At 55.3% G+C, this 17,340-nt stretch carries 15 protein-coding genes, 2 tRNA genes and 1 pseudogene; 6 read left to right on the forward strand and 12 right to left on the reverse strand.

Features of this window, described 5'->3' with window-relative positions:
* Nucleotides 1-450: 450 nt before the first annotated feature.
* Nucleotides 451-3,681 carry an RNA-directed DNA polymerase gene (locus H618_RS21100; protein ID WP_033727356.1) on the forward strand — a complete coding sequence of 1,077 codons (3,231 nt, stop codon included), beginning with the start codon at nt 451-453 and terminating at the stop codon, nt 3,679-3,681.
* Between the two features lie 187 nt (nt 3,682-3,868).
* Here the strand turns inward: H618_RS21100 and H618_RS21105 are convergent, their stop codons facing one another.
* A complete protein-coding gene (locus H618_RS21105) occupies nt 3,869-5,494 on the reverse strand; it encodes a TIGR04141 family sporadically distributed protein (RefSeq protein WP_033727358.1) in 1,626 nt (541 codons plus the stop codon).
* A gap of 906 nt (nt 5,495-6,400) precedes the next feature.
* Here H618_RS21105 and H618_RS22215 point away from each other — a divergent pair.
* The 4 genes and pseudogenes from H618_RS22215 (at nt 6,401) to H618_RS0101660 (ending at nt 8,136) form a co-directional block, all read left to right on the forward strand.
* On the forward strand, nt 6,401-6,652 hold the full coding sequence (locus tag H618_RS22215) for a DUF4160 domain-containing protein (protein WP_081673690.1): 252 nt from the start codon (nt 6,401-6,403) through the stop codon (nt 6,650-6,652).
* Nucleotides 6,640-7,092 (forward strand): DUF2442 domain-containing protein, encoded by a 453-nt coding sequence (locus tag H618_RS0101645; protein WP_028693405.1) that lies wholly within the window; start codon nt 6,640-6,642, stop codon nt 7,090-7,092. The genes H618_RS22215 and H618_RS0101645 overlap by 13 nt, the downstream gene beginning before the upstream one ends.
* Before the next feature lie 40 nt (nt 7,093-7,132).
* Nucleotides 7,133-7,706 (forward strand): annotated as a pseudogene (locus H618_RS21110) (IS66 family transposase); the annotation flags it as partial.
* 67 nt (nt 7,707-7,773) lie between these two features.
* Nucleotides 7,774-8,136, forward strand: a complete 363-nt coding sequence (locus H618_RS0101660; protein ID WP_028693407.1) for a phospholipase D-like domain-containing protein — start codon at nt 7,774-7,776, stop codon at nt 8,134-8,136.
* Nucleotides 8,137-8,183: 47 nt separating this feature from the next.
* Here the strand turns inward: H618_RS0101660 and H618_RS0101665 are convergent, their stop codons facing one another.
* From H618_RS0101665 to H618_RS0101710, 9 genes are all read right to left on the reverse strand, one after another.
* Nucleotides 8,184-8,705 carry a DUF2846 domain-containing protein gene (locus H618_RS0101665; RefSeq protein ID WP_028693408.1) on the reverse strand — a complete coding sequence of 174 codons (522 nt, stop codon included), beginning with the start codon at nt 8,703-8,705 and terminating at the stop codon, nt 8,184-8,186.
* Nucleotides 8,706-8,740: 35 nt separating this feature from the next.
* On the reverse strand, nt 8,741-9,373 hold the full coding sequence (locus tag H618_RS21115; RefSeq protein WP_050577182.1) for a hypothetical protein: 633 nt from the start codon (nt 9,371-9,373) through the stop codon (nt 8,741-8,743).
* 96 nt (nt 9,374-9,469) lie between these two features.
* Nucleotides 9,470-9,545, reverse strand: a tRNA-Thr gene (locus tag H618_RS0101675).
* A 98-nt stretch (nt 9,546-9,643) separates the two neighbouring features.
* The gene (locus H618_RS21120) at nt 9,644-9,880 is read right to left on the reverse strand and encodes a hypothetical protein (protein WP_033727360.1); all 237 of its coding nucleotides are present in this window, start codon (nt 9,878-9,880) and stop codon (nt 9,644-9,646) included.
* Between the two features lie 335 nt (nt 9,881-10,215).
* On the reverse strand, nt 10,216-11,451 hold the full coding sequence (locus H618_RS0101690; protein WP_028693409.1) for a methyltransferase: 1,236 nt from the start codon (nt 11,449-11,451) through the stop codon (nt 10,216-10,218).
* Nucleotides 11,452-11,558: 107 nt separating this feature from the next.
* Entirely contained in the window at nt 11,559-12,248 is a 690-nt protein-coding gene (locus H618_RS0101695; RefSeq protein WP_028693569.1) for an ABC transporter permease, read from the reverse strand.
* Nucleotides 12,245-12,940 carry an ABC transporter permease gene (locus H618_RS21125; RefSeq protein WP_033727363.1) on the reverse strand — a complete coding sequence of 232 codons (696 nt, stop codon included), beginning with the start codon at nt 12,938-12,940 and terminating at the stop codon, nt 12,245-12,247. Before H618_RS21125 ends, H618_RS0101695 begins: the two co-directional genes overlap by 4 nt.
* Nucleotides 12,941-12,994: 54 nt before the next feature.
* Nucleotides 12,995-13,750 (reverse strand): ABC transporter substrate-binding protein, encoded by a 756-nt coding sequence (locus H618_RS0101705; RefSeq protein WP_028693410.1) that lies wholly within the window; start codon nt 13,748-13,750, stop codon nt 12,995-12,997.
* An 11-nt stretch (nt 13,751-13,761) separates the two neighbouring features.
* Entirely contained in the window at nt 13,762-14,535 is a 774-nt protein-coding gene (locus H618_RS0101710) for an ABC transporter ATP-binding protein (RefSeq protein WP_028693411.1), read from the reverse strand.
* Between the two features lie 603 nt (nt 14,536-15,138).
* Between H618_RS0101710 and gabP the strand changes: the two genes are divergently transcribed.
* Nucleotides 15,139-16,527, forward strand: coding sequence for a GABA permease (gabP, locus tag H618_RS0101715; protein ID WP_028693412.1), 1,389 nt, complete (start codon nt 15,139-15,141; stop codon nt 16,525-16,527).
* A 74-nt stretch (nt 16,528-16,601) separates the two neighbouring features.
* On the opposite strand, the gene H618_RS0101720 is transcribed toward gabP, so the two are convergent.
* Together H618_RS0101720 and H618_RS0101725 are read right to left on the reverse strand one after the other, a co-directional pair.
* A complete protein-coding gene (locus H618_RS0101720; protein ID WP_028693413.1) occupies nt 16,602-17,045 on the reverse strand; it encodes a hypothetical protein in 444 nt (147 codons plus the stop codon).
* Nucleotides 17,046-17,194: 149 nt separating this feature from the next.
* Nucleotides 17,195-17,270, reverse strand: a tRNA-Phe gene (locus H618_RS0101725).
* Nucleotides 17,271-17,340: the final 70 nt, after the last annotated feature.

The following is a 17,340-nucleotide window of genomic DNA, read 5'->3' on the forward strand; positions in this document are numbered from 1 at the left end:
CGGAAGGTGGATGCTTCCGGATTGGTGTGCCTCAGCAAATAGGCTGAGGGGTAAAGCTAAGGTCTATTGGTTGCTTAATGCGTTGTGCATGGGAGCGGTGACAGACGGCGTGCGGCACCAGGAATCGAAACATGAGGCAACTTATTGATTTTCATGAGTATTATTAGGTCCGATTCAAAAAACTATCGCTAAAAATACCCTTACGAATCAGTAATCTCGCGAAGGGGTCAGGTCTCGCCTGCGTTGGGGGGGGGGATTTATTAGCTGCTGCGACTCAGCTTCAACTGGCCATGCGGAATTGCCGAAATAAGTTGGGCATCTCTGAATGGCTGCTGATTTTTTACTTATTAATTTTGGGATCTATTAGGCGATAGCTTGTGAGCTTGTTTAGAGGGGTGCTCTGCATTAAACTCACAGCTATCACAAGAGTCTTGTTGCAAGGAAGAACGTATGGGGTATGCGGCGGTTTTTAAAGGTTGGGGCAAGCTAACAATTGAAGATTTACTAGTTGCCTATAGAAAAGCAAAGGCTGACTGTTTTTTTGAGAATACATTTCCGGCTGCCATTAAATTTGCAGAGTATGAGCAAGACTTACTTGGTAATCTCAATTTATTGTTGGAAAGATTGAGCTCAAAGTCTGGCTTTTTTGATGACGATAGAATGCTAGGTGAATATCGAATTCTCCCCAAAAAACTTAGCATTTATCCTAAGCGAAATGGGTCTAAGGGGCATATTCATTTTTCTTGCCCAGTGAGAGCGTTTGAACATATAAAAAGCAATAGTGATGTAACTCCGGAGTTTCGGATCGTTGGCGATTTTCCAGTAGATGCGCATGTGGTCTCTGCACTTTGGATAAACATGGTGGGCCACAAGTTTGATGCTTGTCTAGGTCAAGATTGCTATGGAGCCCGCCTGAAACGCGTTAGGGATGACGAAAGTTTAGATAAAAATTCCCATAAACCATTTCATGTGCGAGCAGTTGGTTCATTTACTCCATACTTCCAACCTTACCAAAAATGGCGTAATGATGGCTTGAGAGCAATTCGATACGAGCTTGAGAAAGATCGAGATGTGATTGCTGTGTCCTTGGACCTGAAAAGTTACTATCATTTTGTAGATCCACTTGCAATTGCTGCTCCGGAGCTACAGAAAAAATTAGGGATCGAACTTTCAAGGGATGAACAACAGTTTACCAAAATGTTGGCGCAGTTTCTGTCGAACTGGTCAAAGGGCGCGCAGGATTTTAGCGAAAAACTAGTTAAAGAAGCTGTTGAGATCCCAGGTGGACTGGTGATTGGTTTGACGGCAACTCGAATAATATCTAATGTATTGTTGAGCCACTGGGATAGATTGATAAGAGAAGAAATTGCTCCTATCCATTATGGTAGGTATGTAGATGATATGTTTATCGTGCTACATGATACAGGGAATATTACCAGTGCTAAAGAGTTCATGTTCTTTTTGCAGAGCCGATTAGGTGAGGACTGCATTTTTCAAGAATCGGACGACGAGGGAAGGCAACGAAATAAAGACGAAAAATTGTGGGAAATTCAGCAAGGGGAGGAGTTGCAAAAGAAAACTAAGATCAAGCTGCAGGCAGAGAAACAGAAGCTATTTGTCCTGCATGGTCGAGCTGGACTTGATTTGCTAGATAGCATAGAGAAAGAGATTTACGAGCTGTCTAGCGAGCATCGCTTGATGCCTTCTCCAGATCAGCTGGAGGATTCTACAGCAGCTCGAGTGCTTTCAGCAGCAGGGAGTGTGGGTGATCAGGCAGACACTCTGCGAAGAGCAGATGGGCTGACAATTCGGAGGCTGAGCTGGTCTTTGCAATTGCGCCATGTAGAGACGCTGGCGAGAGATTTACCTCCAAATGAGTGGGTGAAACAGCGCGAGGAATTTTATCAGTTCGCACACAATCATATTGTACGGCCTGAGAATATTTTTGCTCACTTTGTCTACTTGCCTAGGCTCCTTGGTTTTGCAATTAGTTTAAATGAATGGGAGCACGCAGAGCAGATTGTAGTACGCGCATTTTCCGCGATTGACCAGTTGGCGGCACATGTTAAGCCGGGTAAGTTAATTGGTTTAAATGGCACTGAAGCAAAAGCAGGTAATGAGCTCTGGCGTTATGTAAAAGGAACGCTCGCTTGGATGTTTGTCGACGCGGCTGCTCGTTACTACGATCCCAAGAAGCTACTAAATCAAGATCGTCCAAAGAAGGAGGCACGTTTAGCTGAATTGTTTTTACAAGTGATTATTGAGGCGTTGACTGATTTCGGAGATATATTGGATTTTCGAATAGGCTCAGAAGATTTTTATAAGAAAGCGCCTCTAATTGCTATGACTGATCTCGCTAAAGAGCCTTATAAGCGTGTTCTAAATATTCGGTCAGTCCAAGATTTAGTGGTTGGGAATTCAGGGAATGATGAAAAATTAATTTCTAGTTTACTGGCAAGTTCTGAACTAATTGATGTTGATGCTTTGAAGCTGTTTTTGAAGTCAACCAGACGATCTCGGCTCCACAAGGTAACGGCGGCGGCACGCAAACAAGAGAGCTTAATGCCTTATCTATTTCCAACAAGGCCACTTACGCCAGCTGAAATTGCAGAACTTGCCCCTGAATGTGTAGGTCTCCCGGGGAATAGTAGTGAGATGTTCACAGAAAGTCCGGCGGCTATTTGGGCGAAATACGTGCAGGCTCTAAGAGGAGTTTGGATACAGCCTACATTGCTAGCGTTAGAGCAGGAGGGGAAGAGCGAAGCAACAGATGTAGGAAATTATTTGCATATAGGGACTAAGCGAAAGTCAAAAGTTGTAGTGGCTTTAACTAACATTAAAACAGATGATAGTTCCTGGGCGGCTACGGCTTGTGATAAGCCAAATCTCTCGTTGGAAAGATACAGCAGAATTGCCGAACTTGTTAATCAAGCTATTCAGCTTAGCCCAAAGCCAGACTACGTGCTTTTTCCAGAACTTTCTGTACCGTTGAGGTGGGTTGATAGTATAGCGGGGAGACTTAGCGCTGTAGGAATTAGTTTGGTAGCCGGCACTGAGTATCGGCATTATCCAAAGAACATAGTGATTAGTGAGGCATATCTTGTCCTAGCTGACAATCGCCTTGGCTTCCCTGCCTCCGTTATAATTAGGCAGCCTAAGCTTCAACCTGCCGTAGGTGAGGATCAGCAGCTTACTGCAATTTATGGTAAGTACTGGGCTTACGGAAAACTGAAAAAAATTTCGAGCAAGCCAGTTTATATTCACAATGGCGCTTGTTTTGGAGTTATGGTTTGTTCGGAACTGCAAAATAGTAAGGCGAGAGTAGACTTTCAAGGCAAGATTGATGCTCTTATGGTGTTGAGCTGGAATAAGGATCTTGAGACTTTTTCGGCACTTATAGAGTCGGCTGCTCTAGATGTCCATGCATATACTATTTTGGCTAACAACAGGAAGTATGGGGATAGTCGCGTGAGGGCGCCTTCTAAACAGCCCCATATGCGAGAGTTGGCTCGCGTACGTGGTGGCGATAATGATTTTATCATTGCGGCAACTTTGGATATAGACGCACTTCGAGCGTTCCAAAGCCGGGCAAAAAGATGGCCTCAAAGCGATGATTTATTCAAGCCACTACCTGAGGGCTTCAAGCTGAGCCATCGCCGAAGGAGACTTCCTCCAAAGTAATATTGTAGGGGCGCCAGCATCAATTGCTCTTATCAGTATGGTTGCTGGCCTGCCTGCCTGCTTGCGATTTTTTGTAGCCCTTATTACGCCTCATCATTAGCGTCTAACCTCATAGGCAAGCAACCGTTTACAGTGTTTACACGGGCAGCCACGCTGGCTTGATGAGGTGTAAGGCTCTACTTATAAATCATGGGTTGGTCTGAGGTCTTTCTATTTTTGATGCGGCTGAAATGGATACAGTATAACCGCGCTGGGAAAGATTGTCGTAGGCGCGCACTAAATTTACCTTGCTAAAAAAAGGTAAGTTATCTTTTACCATGGTTGGCTCATCTCCAAGTATTAAAAATACTACCTCGTAATCCGAGCTCTTAAAATTATCAATTGGTATGAGGTCTCGAGCGGCATTACCGAGCGTGCCAAGAACTTTCCTGGCTGATTTTCTAAAGTCACGGTCTCCGAGCAATATTTCTGCAGCGACACTGCCTTGAGCAAAAAGATGACTCAGTCCGGCTGAACCACCTTTTCTATGCTTTACATGGATAAACTGTTTTGCTGATGTGAGCAGGTCGCATAGCTCAACGGAGCTTGTTGATTTGTTACTTTTAATAAGTCTTTTATCTAGTAAGTAATAGCTATGCGCTTGAGCCGCTCTGATGTTATAGTCGCCCTCTGCTTCAATTTTGGATTTATTGCTTTCTTCCCATGTATGAATTTGCGGGAATCGAAGAGGTGAAACGGCGATCTGCGTCAAGCTTGCATTCGTTCTTCCCATGAACGAGTTGTCAATTTCATACCACGTCCCACCAAAAATTATTGTGGTTTTGTTTGCTTCAGAAACTTCGTAGTATATGCATTTGTAAATCGAGTGGCTAAACTCATTGTCGTGTATGTCAAAAACGTGTAGCTGGTCCCGTTTAATTGATTCGATTGAGACCTTAGAGGCGTCGATATTAGCCAAGTATAGGTCGGTGGAAATTGTGGGCGTTTGATTTGATTTTGTGCGTGTAAAGCTGAACCCCGCGATTGAATCCCACTTTTCAATTTCAGGCAAAGTTAAAACTAAATTTGAGTCGCGAGCCTTAATGGCTGCCAATAGAATAGCATCAAAATGATCTATTTGAGACTTTTCCTTGACTTTTCTGACGTTGTCAACCCATAGAAAGTTAGCTTTGTAGTCATTTTTTTGATATTGAGATTTCAGCGTCCTAGCTATATCGGTTAGATCGCCTATCTCCATTTCTATCCCGAAAGAAAACATAGCGTCACCACCCGATATATTCTTAAATTCGACGCCGGTTTTTGGAGTGCCTGTGACCGCTCGCAAAATGTCTTTAGAAATATCGATGCCAAAAACACTTATTTCAGAATCTCGGGTGGCTTGTGACTTTTTCTGCACAGGCTGATCGTCAAGGGTATGTATATCAACACTTCGAAGGCTTTCATGATCAAGAGTATTTAATGCTGTTTTAAGCCCAAAGTCCTGGACAAAAAATGATAGATCTATTAAGTGCCTGCCATAACCGAAGGCTACTGCAAATACATCATTATCAACCCTTATGAATAGAACCGCGGAACTGGATTTGTTACCGATATCCGCAACGGTTTGTCCAGCAATTTCGTCAGCTATGTCTGACCAATTTGGCTTTTTTTCAGTTGCACGCTTTACGTATAACACGCCATTAAGATCAAGGTTTGAGGCGGTCTCATATCCCACTACGTCTTTGTCCGCAGCGAGAAGATCAGCAAAGCCATTGTAGGTGACTTCGGGTTTTTTCAAGAAAATATTCAGATGGCGATATTTTTTCCCTGGCATCGCGTCTTCCCTAAATTTAGTGTAGTGGCTATCAGCCTCTATTCATTGATATTGCTTCAATCTGCTAGCTTTGACAACCCCTGTTTAGTCGCCACACAGGCCAATGGTAGCGGTAGCCTGTGACGGTAATGACTAATTGGTAATTCGGCCTATCGACTTAAAAACTATGGTGGTGTCTTCGCGTGCTGTTTTTTATGAGGTTGTGGATGAAAGTAGTTTTCTTGCACTCCAGATGTCGAGTGTCATCTAAAAACTCAATAATGTAATTAACTAATTGAAATATAAGGATTTCTATATTGGGTTGGCGGGCCTTCGTATCAGGGCCAAGGTTGACCATTGGCCGGCCAGCTTGGCCGGGCCTGATATGCATTTTCCAGCCTGCAGTGGGTCCGACTGAATCGATTACGAAAATTGACAGTACGGGGTAGTGTTCTCGGGACGGCACAGCTGCCCGTCACAAATTCACCGTGACGTTCAATCAACGCTATTAGAAATAGCCTTTAGCAGCTAGATCTAGAGTAGTCCCCACGTCATCCCGCCAAGAATGTTGAGTGTTATCAGGGATCAAGGCCCCTGCGACCTGTGGGGAGTGTCCTCTACGCGGGACTGGCGGCTCCTTACGTCCGGGAGCAAGGGCATCTCATGATCTGGCCTCCTGAGCACCGTTACCGGTGGGCGGGTGGAGGCAGCGCTGGCTGACTAAACCAGCGCCTGAAGATCCCGAGCCGGCTAAACGCAGCAATGCGATGACCGGGGCATGCCTGACTGTCAGTCAGATAGAGTCCACGTCCGTTACGCGCGACGATCTGATCGGTGAGCGACAGTAGCTTGGCTGATCTCTGGAAAGGTCCTGCGGTAACCTCGCGTCTACCCCCCCAGCGACTCAACGCATTGTTGCTTCGCCAAATTGGCGATACTGTCCCGCGTGCGTTTACCAAACACCGCTTTCGCGAAAAATACCGAATCGAGCTAAGGGAAAGGGATTACCTGCCTCCTCACGTTCACCTTACAGGTGGTGGTGTAGACGTAGTGATCAGTCTTGAATCCGTGACGGTCACACAGGGCAGGGCACCTGCCAAGGTGATTCAAGAGGCCATCGCTTGGGTCCAGGCTAATCAAGCCGATTTATTGAAGGAGTGGATCAAATGGCATCGATGAAACGTCCTCGTCTCAAGGCTGTGCAGCCGCGATCGAGCGCCCGTCTTGAGCTCACTTTTACCAGTGGTCAGCATTACACCCTAGATATGAGCGACGCGCTCAAGGCCTACCCCGGATTGGCGCCACTGTCCAAGCCAAAGGCTTTTGCAGGGGCCGTACTGGGCGATGGGGGGTGGTCGGTGGAGTGGCCGGAGCTGGATATTCAGATCGGTGCCGATACGCTGCTGCTGGACGCGCTTGCGCAGAACGCACCTGATGAAAATACCCGTGTGTTCATCCGCTGGCGTTTGCGTCATCGGATGACGCTCGATCAGGCTGCCGAGGCATTGGGTGTGAGTCCTCGGAGCATCAGTCGTTATAGCAGTGGTCGGGAAGTGGTTCCGCGCACGCTGGCACTGGCTTGCCTGGGGTGGGAGAGTCTGGAGCATAAGGCGGCCTGAGAAGGCTGGCCCATGCATTGATCGGGGATTGCTGGGGCCGCCCGGTATGGAGCGACTGGCGTGCATGGCCCAAGCCCGAGGTAAGTTCATCGAAGCGCAGAAAATCCAACCCAACGGCGAGACGGGCCGCGCCGATGTAGCGTTGGCGGTGATCAACAAGTTGTACAGCATTGACCGCTCGGCGACGAACAGCGCTTCATCGGTCGTCAGGAGCGTAGCTTGCCGATCCTCGGCCAGTTGAATAGCTGGCAGGACAAGACGCACTGGCAGGTCACACCGCAAAGTGTGCTGGGCAAGTAGGTGCATCATCTGGCGAACAACTGGAGTCGGTTGGAACGCTATGTCGAGGGCGGCCATCTATCAATCGACCACAATTGGCGGAGCGTGCGATCAATCCGTTTGTCATCGAGCGCAAGGCACGGCTATTCAGTGATACGTCCAAGGGCGCCACGACCAGTGCGCAGATCTATCGCCTGGTCGAGACCGCCAAAGGCGACGGCCAGGAGCCTTATACTTGGCTGCGCCTCGTACTCGAGCGGGTGCCGCATGTCTTGACAGTGGCGGACTACGAAGCGCTGCTGCCGTGGAACTGCTTGCCAGAGATGCCACGGTAAACCGACGCCCCATCTTTAGAATGTGGGCTTTATTGATCGCACTTAGGAATTGAAGGGTCAGGACAGGATGAGCACACAGCAATGCGCCTTGGTGCGCTTTACTCTTTTCAAGCACAGTGCTAAGTCCTTTTTAGCTGCGCTAGATAATGCGGGTATCTCGCATAGCCCAATTCACATGTACTCCGCTGGCCCTCAGGCCTCGGGATTTTTCGAAGGTGTCTCGGCTCTAGCCGATGCAATGCCATGGAATAGCATTGCGAAGGTGATGACTGCGTGGATTGAGGCGCGAAAGAGTCGTGAAATCATCATTTACATGGACGAGGGCAAGACTTTTCACGCCAAAGGATATTCAGCTTCAGAGGTCGAGAAGTTGCTTAAAGCATCTACGAACGTTGTGGTCATTGATACAAAGCCAGCCGATTCAGAATAATGGTTTCCCAACCCCGACTCTAAAAAGGCTTAGCTTCGGCTAGGCCATCACCGCCCCCCAACCGGCACCCGCTGACACCACTTAATCGCCCGCAACGCCTCTTCAGTCGGCACCAGCGCATACCTGAAGTAAAACGGCATAAGCCCAAAGCTGGCCTCGTCCACGCCATCCAGGGTCTGCCCGTCTTTATAGTCGGAATCGCTAACCTGATCGGCAATGAAATACACGTTCCCATTTTCCACCGCGAGGTCGAATCGTTTGTTCACTTTGCCGCTTATGAATGGCGGTGAGGTCGACTCGATAGTGTGTGTGCCGGCGGGAAGGGTGACTTTGAAGTAGCCACCGGAGGGCAAGCTGCTGACGGCGGTGCCGTCGATCTTGATGGTTGGCGCAACTCCGGCGCCGATGCTGGCGGCGGTGCGGTAGAAGTAGAGGGTGGCTTGGTCGGGGCTGGATTCTGCTGGGGGGGTGAAGAAGGGTTGGCCTTTGAGGTCGGGGCCGCTGGTGCAGGCTGTCAGCAGGGTGAGGATTGTTAGCAGGGATAGCCAGAGTAGGGCGGGGCGTTTCATGGGGGTGATTCCTTGCGCGCGATGAAGCGGAGTGGTTACTGCTTCGCTGGGGCAGTGGTAAGGTTGCCCCAGAAGGCGCAGAGGCCTTTGCCGTTGTCTTTGGCGTCCGAGCTTGGCCAGTCCTGGAACGCGGTTTTGTCGGTCAGGTTCACGATCGTGCGGCCATTGAGTATCGGGTACTTGCGCTTGAGCGCCTGCAAGGTGCCTTCGGCTTTGTCCAGATTGGACAGGCAGAGGTTGAGGTCGTCGGCGCGTTGGTCCCCGATGTAGGCGACTTCTCCGGCCTGCACGGTGAAGACCACGGGTGTTGCCCGTGCCATGGAGTGGCCGGCGAAATACTCGTAGTTCCAGGTGGTGAACGCGTAGTTTCCGGGCGGTACTTCATACATGTAGAGGTGGCCCAACAAGTTGGGCGAGGGCTGGTCGTCTTCGTTGGCTAGGGTGGTCAGGCGCAGATGGGTGTCTGGCTCGCCTTGCTGTTCGATGTCGACGATCAGGCCGTGGGGCTGGCTGAGGAAGGCTTCGGTGATCGCGCCGACGATGATGGCCTTGCCTGGTTCGGGTGGGGTTTTGCCGTAGTAGCGCGAGGCGTAGCAGCCGCTCAACAGGCTGAGGGAGAGGGCGATGGACGCGAAGAGAAACAATCGTTTGCTGGCTTTCCGTAGCATAGGGCTTATCCGTTTCGTGATGGGTCGATGAAGCTGAGCAGAATACGGCACAAACAAAAAAGGCCCACCTTTCGGTGAGCCTTTTTCGCTAGGTCATGGTGCCGGCACCAGGAATCGAACCCGGGACCTACTGATTACAAGTCAGTTGCTCTACCAGCTGAGCTATACCGGCAATGGGGCGTCATTATAGCTATCGCGGGGCGGCTGTAAACCTCTTCGTTGCTTTAGGCCGCGATAAAGCTAAATCCCCGTGACGAAAGGAGAATTTCCTTACCAGCCGCGGTAGGTGCGGGGGTTGCCGGGTTGGTGCTGGGCGGTCTTGAAGAAGACGCTTTGCTGGCTGCAGCCGCTGTCGGGGCAGCGGCTGGTGCCCATGGGCAGGCCGCGTTCGCTGCCCAGTTCCATGGCCGGCATTGGCCAGTTGCTGGAAGGGGCGCTTGGGCTGTGGCTGCAGGCGGTGAGCAGGGCGGCGCAGAGGAGCAGGGTCAGGCGATGGGCGGTGGTCATGTTCGGGTCTTGTGAGCGGTGCTGGGCGGGGCGGGGATTCTACCGGGTGTGGGGGTTGGGCTGAAGCGGTGGCGTGCCAAAGTGTGAGGCTATTTGTGTATTTTCCGGGGGTGTTTTGGCCGCCGATACGACGCTTTAGTGCTATTGCGCAAAGTCGTTATGCACAACGGGCGTGCCAACCTTACGCACAGGCGCGACCGTTGGTCGCGGTGTAGGGGCTTGCTGCAAATGCCTGATTTTGCTGGCTTGCGCATTTACCTGAAGGGGTGGTAGAGGGCTCAAGGGCGGCATTTCAGATGCGTCTGGCGCATTTCATCACAAGCTTGTTCACAGACTTATCCACAGGTTTTTCCACTGTTGTGTTCGGCCAGCAACAGTAGGTTGCGTGGGGTCAGGGTGTGTTCGCAGAAATGTCCGAGGCGCACGTCGTAGTCGTGTTGCTGGAGGAACAGTGCGCGGTCCAACACCAGCCACAGTTCCAGCGGGCGGCGGAACAGGTTGCGTACCCGTTCGAGGTTGCGCACTTCGGCCAGGCGCTGCCAGCCGCGGGCTTCCCATTCACTCCAATCGATATTGCCGCTGAGGGTCAGGCCTTTGAGGGTGGCGAGGTCCTGACAGTAGTCGGCGAAGGGTTTGTGCAGCCAGTCGACGGGCAGCGATGGGGTGGGCAGGTAGTCGTCGGTTTGCCGTTGCTGGCGTTGCAGCAGGTCGAAGCCCAGCCGGCGGCTCATCGACAGGTCGCGCTGGCGGCGGGTGCGGGCGCTGGCGGTGACGGTTTCGCTCAGTGGCAGGCCGAGGTCGTCGAGTGACAACCGCAAGGGGCTTGCCTTGGCGGCGGCCGAGAGGGGCTGGTAGCGCTGGCCGGCGATGCGGTTGTAGCAGCAGGGGGCGAGGGCGATTTGCGCGCAGGCTTTACTGCTGGCCAGCTGCAGCAGGCGCACGTGCAGGTCGCCGCAGGCGTGCAGGGCAACCACGCTGCTGTGGGCATCGAGGTGGCGCTCGCAGTCGCTTTCCAGCACGTCCTGGCACAGGTGTTGGGCGGGCAGGTGGTGGTGCTGGCTGAGGGCGGCGCCGGCGTCGACCAGGGTGGGGTCGTATTCCAGGCAGGTCAGCTGCTGGCCGGGTTGCAGCAGGCGGCGGCCGAGGTGGCCTTTGCCGGCGCACCAGTCGATCCAGTGCCGGGGTGGGGCCTGGAAGTCGAGGCGGCGGCCGAAGGCTTCGATCTGTTGCCACTTGCGGCCGGGGACGTTGACGTCGAGGCGTGGGGCGGCGGGGTGCAGGTCGATGGGGGGCAGTTCGTGGGTGTGGGCCAGGTGTTGGGCCTGGGTGGCCCAGGTTGCGAACGGCGCGGGTGGGGCTTGGGCTTCGTCGCTGTGCTCGGCGGCTTCTGCCTGTTCCAGGGTTTGTTGGCGCAGCCAGGTGGACAGCGCTGGGTGGTCGGTTTCCCAGGGCAGGTGCAGGTGATGGAAAGGGCGGGGGCGCCAGAGGGGTTGGTGGTGGGTGAGGAAGTGGTCCAGGGCCTGGAAGCGGGTCAGGAGGCGGGGGCCTTGGAGGGGTTCTTGGTGAGTCATCGGCTGGGCGGTGTTATCGGGGGGGGGGAAGGGGGCCGCGTTGCGGCCCTTCGCGGCTGAACCGCAGCGGCGGACAGCCCGCTCCTACAAGCAGGAGACGTACCGCTTTAACGCCCCTGACACGCATCCACCCGCAACCAGCGTTCCAGCAGTTTGAAGCCTTGCACCAGCACGAAAGAGATCAGCAGGTAGAACACGCCGGCGGCGAAGAAGATTTCTACGGGCAGGTAGGTGCGGGCGATGATCGTGCGGGCCATGCCGGTCAGTTCCAGCAGGGTCACGGTGCTCGCCAGGGCGCTGGCCTTGAGCATCAGGATCACTTCGTTGCTGTAGGCCGGCAGGCCGATGCGTGCGGCGCGCGGCAGCAGGATGTAGTACAGCGCCTTGCCCTTGGACATGCCCAGCGCTCGCGCCGCTTCCACTTCGCCACGGGGAATGGCTTGCAGGGCGCCGCGCAGGATCTCGGCGATGTAGGCGGCGGTGTGCAGGGTCATGGTCAGCACGGTGCACCAGAACGGATCGCGCAGGTACGGCCACAGGCTGCTGTTGCGCACGGCGTCGAACTGGGCCAGGCCGTAGTACACCAGAAACAGCTGCACCAGCAGCGGCGTGCCGCGGAAGAAGAAGATGTAGCCATAGGGCACGGCGCGCAGCCACGGGTTGCGCGAGGCGCGGGCGATGCCCATGGGGATGGCCAGAATCAGCCCGGCGATCACCGCGATGGCCACCAGCTCCAGGGTGAGGATGGCGCCGTCGGCGAGCCGCGGCAGGTACTTGATGATGACGTCCCAGTTCATTCCCCGGCCCTCACGAAGCCGCGTGCGGCGCGTCGTTCCAAAAAGTACATGCCGGTCATGGCGATCACGGTCAGGGCCAGGTACATGATGGCGGCGACCATGTAGAAGGTGAACGGTTGCTTGGTCACGGTCACGCCGATCTGCGCGTGGCGCATGATTTCCTCGAGGCCGATCACCGACACCAGGGCGGTGTCCTTCATCAGAATCATGAACAGGTTGCCCAGGCCCGGCAGGGCGATGCGCCACATCTGCGGCAGGATGATCCGCGAAAGAATGCGCCCGCGCGACAGCCCCAGCGCCAGGCCCGCTTCGCGGTGGCCTTTGGGAATCGCCAGAATGGCGCCGCGGAACACCTCGGTGGCGTAGGCGCCGAAGCACAGCCCCAGGGCGATGACCCCGGCGGCGAAGGCGCTCAGCTCGAGACCCGGGATATTCAGGGCTTCGCCGATGCGGTTGACCAGGCTGACGGTGCCGAAGTAGATCAGCAGCACCCAGAGCAGTTCGGGCACGCCGCGAACCAGGGTCGAATAGGTGCCGCCCAGCCATTGCAGAGGCTTGTTCGGCGAGGTCTTGGCCAGTGCGCCGAGCAGCCCGAGCACCAGGCCCAGCAGCAGCGCGCACAGCGCGAGTTTGACGGTCATCAGCATGCCGGCGAGCAGCGCCGGGCCGAATCCGTGGAGGTCGATAGTCATGGGCAGGTGCGTTCCAGGAACCTGCGCGCCCTCAGGCGCGCAAGTCGGGGCGGATCATTCGATGCTGAACGGGAAGTACTTGTCGTTGATCTTCTTGTAGGTGCCGTCGGCCTTGATTTCTTTCAGCGCGGCGTTCAGGTCGTTGCGCAGTTTGTCGTCACCCTTGCGCACGGCGATGCCGATCTTGTCGCTTTCCTCCACAGGCTCGCCCTTGAACTCGAAGTCCTGGCCTTCCTTGCTCTTGAGCCACTCGTACTGCACGTACTTGTCGGCGAGGATGCCGTCGATGCGCCCGGCGACCAGGTCGAGGTAGGCGTTTTCCTGGGTGTCGTAGAGCTTCACGTCGACATCGCTGCCGTAGTGGTCTTCCAGCCAGCTACCGGCCAGGGTGGCGCGCTGGGTGCCGATCACCTTGCCTTTGAGCGAGTCTTTGTCGGTCTTGAACTCGGTGCCTTTCTTGGCGATGAACTGCAGCTTGTTGGAGTAGTAGGGGTCGGTGAAGTCGACCGCCTGCTTGCGCTCGTCGGTGATCGACAGCGACGACACCAGGAAGTCGAACTTCTTGGCGTTCAGGGCCGGGATGATGCCATCCCAGTCGGAGGTGACGACCGAGCACTCGACCTTCATCTTGGCGCACAGGGCGTCGCCGATGTCCTTGTCGAAGCCCACCACGTTGCCGCTGGCGTCCTTGTTGTTGAACGGCGGGTAGGCCGCTTCGATACCCATGCGCAGTTTTTCTGCGGCCAGGGCGTTGGCGGAGAAGACCAGCGTGGCGGCAGCTGCCAGGAGGAATTTCTTATAGGTCTGCATGTGTTGCTCCGTTAGCGGTGGCTGGACATGAATTGCTTGCAACGCGCCGAGGTCGGGTTTTCGAAGACCTGCTGCGGCGATCCTTGCTCTTCTACCAGGCCCTGGTGCAGGAAGATCACTTCGCTGGACACCTGGCGGGCAAAATTCATTTCGTGGGTCACCAACAGCATGGTGCGGCCTTCTTCGGCCAGCGCGCGGATGACATTAAGCACTTCCTGGACCATTTCCGGGTCGAGGGCCGAAGTCGGTTCATCGAACAGGATGACTTTAGGCTTCATCGCCAGGGTGCGGGCGATGGCGGCGCGCTGCTGCTGGCCACCTGAGAGCTGCGCCGGGTAGGCGTGGCGCTTGTCGTAGATGCCGACCTTGTTGAGCAGGGCTTCGGCGGCTTCGATGGCTTCAGCCTTGCTCTGGCCGAGCACCCGGCGCGGTGCCTCGATGATGTTGTCGAGCACCGACATGTGCGGCCATAGATTGAAATTCTGGAAGACGAAGCCGATTTCGCTGCGCAGACGGTTGATCTGGCGGTTGTCGGCGGCGATCAGGTCGCCGTTCTTGGCAGGCTTGAGCTTGAGCGATTCACCGGCCAGGAGGATTTCACCCTTGTGCGGGTGCTCGAGCAGGTTGATGCAGCGCAGCAGCGTCGACTTGCCGGAACCGGACGAGCCGAGAATCGAGATCACGTCGCCATCGCGGGCGGTCAGCGAGATGCCTTTGAGGATCTCTTGCTCACCGTAGCGTTTGTGCAAATTGCGGATTTCCAGCGCGGGCGTGGCCTGAGCCATGTGCGGTCCTCATGTATTCGGGTGCATTCCCAGCTGTTTGGCGGCCTTCCGGGCCTGCGCAACGCTAGCATGTGGCGCTATGACAGCCAACCGGGATGCAGGGGACATGGCGCGTTGCCGGGACAGTTTGTCGCATCGATGCAGTGGACTGTCGCGAGGATGACCGCATGGGGGCGGCCGGCGCCTGAGCCTTGATGAAAAAAAGGCGCGATGGTGCCAGTTTTACCCCGCCGAGGGAAGCCGTTTATGCCTAGGTGCTACCAAGGTTGCAGAGCATGACGGAAATAGGTGCAACTGTGGGTTGCTCCTTTTCTGCCCCATTTTCGTGCGCGGTGTTACCGAGGCGCACTATCGGGACACATGTAAGTGAGTATTTCTGTAATCCAGTGAAATTGCAGGGATTTGATGACCTTTCGGTCAGCCCATGGCCGAACGCCGGCACCCCGCATCGGTATTGATTTCCAGATGTTTCATGGTGCAGCCATTCTCATCTGGCCCGCTTATTGCCCTATGCACCACATCGGCCCTGTCTGCGGCTAAACATCGCAGAACGCATGACGTTCATTGGGTTCGAGTTGGTCCACTCCTTACAAAGGTAGGTTTATGAGCGGTAAGCACAATTCCAATGACCTCGCTCAGGGGCTCAAACAACGGCATGTCACCATGCTGTCCATCGCTGGCGTCATCGGTGCCGGCCTGTTCGTTGGCTCCGGCCACGCCATCGCCGCCGCCGGGCCGGCCGTCCTGCTGGCCTACGCCGCAGCCGGCACGCTGGTGATTCTGGTGATGCGCATGCTGGGCGAGATGGCCATCGCCTCGCCTGACACCGGGTCGTTCTCCACTTATGCCGACCGCGCCATTGGCCGTTGGGCAGGCTTTACCATCGGTTGGCTGTACTGGTGGTTCTGGGTGCTGGTGATTCCGCTCGAGGCCAACGCGGCTGCGGCGATCCTGCATGCCTGGTTCCCGGCCGTTGATCTGTGGGCGTTTTCCCTGTTGATCACCCTGGCGCTGACCGGCACCAACCTGTTCAGCGTGAAGAACTACGGTGAGTTCGAGTTCTGGTTCGCGCTGCTCAAGGTGCTGGCGATCATCGCCTTCATCGTCGTGGCCTGCGTGGCCATGTTCGGCCTGGTGCCGGGCAGCCAGGTCAGCGGTGCCAGCCACCTGTTCGACACCCAGGGCTTCATGCCCAATGGTTTGGGCGCGGTGCTGGCGGCGATGCTGACCACCATGTTCTCGTTCATGGGCACGGAAATCGTCACCATCGCGGCGGCGGAATCGAAAGACCCGGGCAGGCAGATCACCCGCGCCACCAACTCGGTGATCTGGCGGATCTGCCTGTTCTACCTGGTGTCGATCTTCCTGGTCGTGGCCCTGGTGCCGTGGAACGACCCGGCGCTGGCGGAAATCGGTTCCTACCAGACAGTGCTGGCGCGTATCGGTGTACCGAACGCCAAGCTGATCGTCGACATCGTGGTGCTGATCGCGGTTACCAGCTGCCTGAACTCGGCGCTGTACACCTCGTCGCGCATGCTGTTCTCGCTGAGCAAGCGCGGTGATGCCCCGGCAGTCGCCCAGCGCACCTCCAAGGCCGGTACGCCGTACTGGGCGGTGCTGCTGTCGACCGCTGCGGCGTTCCTCACCGTGTTCGCCAACTTCGTCGCCCCGGCTGCGGTGTTCGAGTTCCTGCTGGCAAGCTCTGGCGCCATCGCCCTGCTGGTGTATCTGGTGATCGCGGTTTCGCAGTTGCGCATGCGCAGTCAGCGTGAGGCCCGCGGTGAGCAGATCGCCTTCAAGATGTGGCTGTTCCCGGGTCTGACGTGGCTGACCATCGGCTTCATCATCGCGGTGTTGACGGTGATGGCGCTGGGCGAAGGCCACCGCGCCGAGATCATCGCCACCGCGTTGCTGAGCATTGGCGTGGTCGCCACGGGCCTGCTGGTGCATCGCAAGCGTGGTGCGGCGGGCAAGGCTGTGCTCGATCATTGATTGAGCGGGTTGAATGACGAAGGCCGAGCCCTGTGAGGGGTGCGGCCTTTTTTGTTTGGCGGTGAAGCCGGGCTTCAGCCGTACTGCTTCTGCTGTTGCTGCTGGCGCGCCACCACTTCGGAGGCTTCGATGTAGGCGCTCTGGAATTCGTCGCTTTCCAGCCAGGCCATGGTGGTGTCGGCGTCGGTGCCGTCGAGCCAGTCGCGGTAGGCGGTGAAGACCATGACGATGTAGTCGGTGGCGTGCTCTTCCTTGTGCCCCTTGAGTACCAGCGCCAGCAGCGGGTCGACCAGGAACACCGAGATCATCGGCACCAACCCGCCTTCCTGGGCTTCTTTCATTTTCACGAACAGGGCGTCGTAGCTGCCCGAGTCCATCGCCTTGGTGTACACCTGCTCGACGCTGGCGCTGTCTCCGGCGCTGGCTTTGACTGCCTGGCCGCTGCGCACCATGCGGTTCTGCTTGGCCTTGCTGGCGGCGCGCTTGGCGCGTTTCTGTTGTTTGCTGCTGGTGGCCATTTGGTGCGAGTCCTTGGGAGCGGGCTGAGAGGCGTATTGAAGCGCGGGCGTCTGCGGGTGTTCAAGTAAATCGCAGGCAACAAAAAACCCGCACTGGGCGGGTTTCTTGTGTCGCTTCGGGTAACTTTGCAACCACCAGAAGCTGAAGGTGGTGCCCAGAGACGGAGTCGAACCGCCGACACGAGGATTTTCAATCCTCTGCTCTACCGACTGAGCTATCTGGGCGACGGGGCGAATTAAAAAGGTTTTCAGATCTTGCGTCAACGACTTTTTGAAAATTTTTTAAATTAATTCC

Source organism: Pseudomonas cremoricolorata DSM 17059 = NBRC 16634 (assembly GCF_000425745.1).
GTDB lineage: Bacteria > Pseudomonadota > Gammaproteobacteria > Pseudomonadales > Pseudomonadaceae > Aquipseudomonas > Aquipseudomonas cremoricolorata.

What these genes read in the sequence shown, in the direction of transcription:
- H618_RS21100 (WP_033727356.1), top strand. Translation starts at nt 451, where the DNA reads ATGGGGTATGCGGCGGTTTTTAAAGGTTGGGGCAAGCTAACAATTGAA.
- H618_RS21105 (WP_033727358.1), bottom strand. Translation starts at nt 5,494, where the DNA reads ATGCCAGGGAAAAAATATCGCCATCTGAATATTTTCTTGAAAAAACCC.
- H618_RS0101645 (WP_028693405.1), top strand. Translation starts at nt 6,640, where the DNA reads ATGGCATCGATGAAACGTCCTCGTCTCAAGGCTGTGCAGCCGCGATCG.
- H618_RS0101660 (WP_028693407.1), top strand. Translation starts at nt 7,774, where the DNA reads ATGAGCACACAGCAATGCGCCTTGGTGCGCTTTACTCTTTTCAAGCAC.
- H618_RS0101665 (WP_028693408.1), bottom strand. Translation starts at nt 8,705, where the DNA reads ATGAAACGCCCCGCCCTACTCTGGCTATCCCTGCTAACAATCCTCACC.
- H618_RS21115 (WP_050577182.1), bottom strand. Translation starts at nt 9,373, where the DNA reads ATGCTACGGAAAGCCAGCAAACGATTGTTTCTCTTCGCGTCCATCGCC.
- H618_RS21120 (WP_033727360.1), bottom strand. Translation starts at nt 9,880, where the DNA reads ATGACCACCGCCCATCGCCTGACCCTGCTCCTCTGCGCCGCCCTGCTC.
- H618_RS0101690 (WP_028693409.1), bottom strand. Translation starts at nt 11,451, where the DNA reads ATGACTCACCAAGAACCCCTCCAAGGCCCCCGCCTCCTGACCCGCTTC.
- H618_RS0101695 (WP_028693569.1), bottom strand. Translation starts at nt 12,248, where the DNA reads ATGAACTGGGACGTCATCATCAAGTACCTGCCGCGGCTCGCCGACGGC.
- H618_RS21125 (WP_033727363.1), bottom strand. Translation starts at nt 12,940, where the DNA reads ATGACTATCGACCTCCACGGATTCGGCCCGGCGCTGCTCGCCGGCATG.
- H618_RS0101705 (WP_028693410.1), bottom strand. Translation starts at nt 13,750, where the DNA reads ATGCAGACCTATAAGAAATTCCTCCTGGCAGCTGCCGCCACGCTGGTC.
- H618_RS0101710 (WP_028693411.1), bottom strand. Translation starts at nt 14,535, where the DNA reads ATGGCTCAGGCCACGCCCGCGCTGGAAATCCGCAATTTGCACAAACGC.
- gabP (WP_028693412.1), top strand. Translation starts at nt 15,139, where the DNA reads ATGAGCGGTAAGCACAATTCCAATGACCTCGCTCAGGGGCTCAAACAA.
- H618_RS0101720 (WP_028693413.1), bottom strand. Translation starts at nt 17,045, where the DNA reads ATGGCCACCAGCAGCAAACAACAGAAACGCGCCAAGCGCGCCGCCAGC.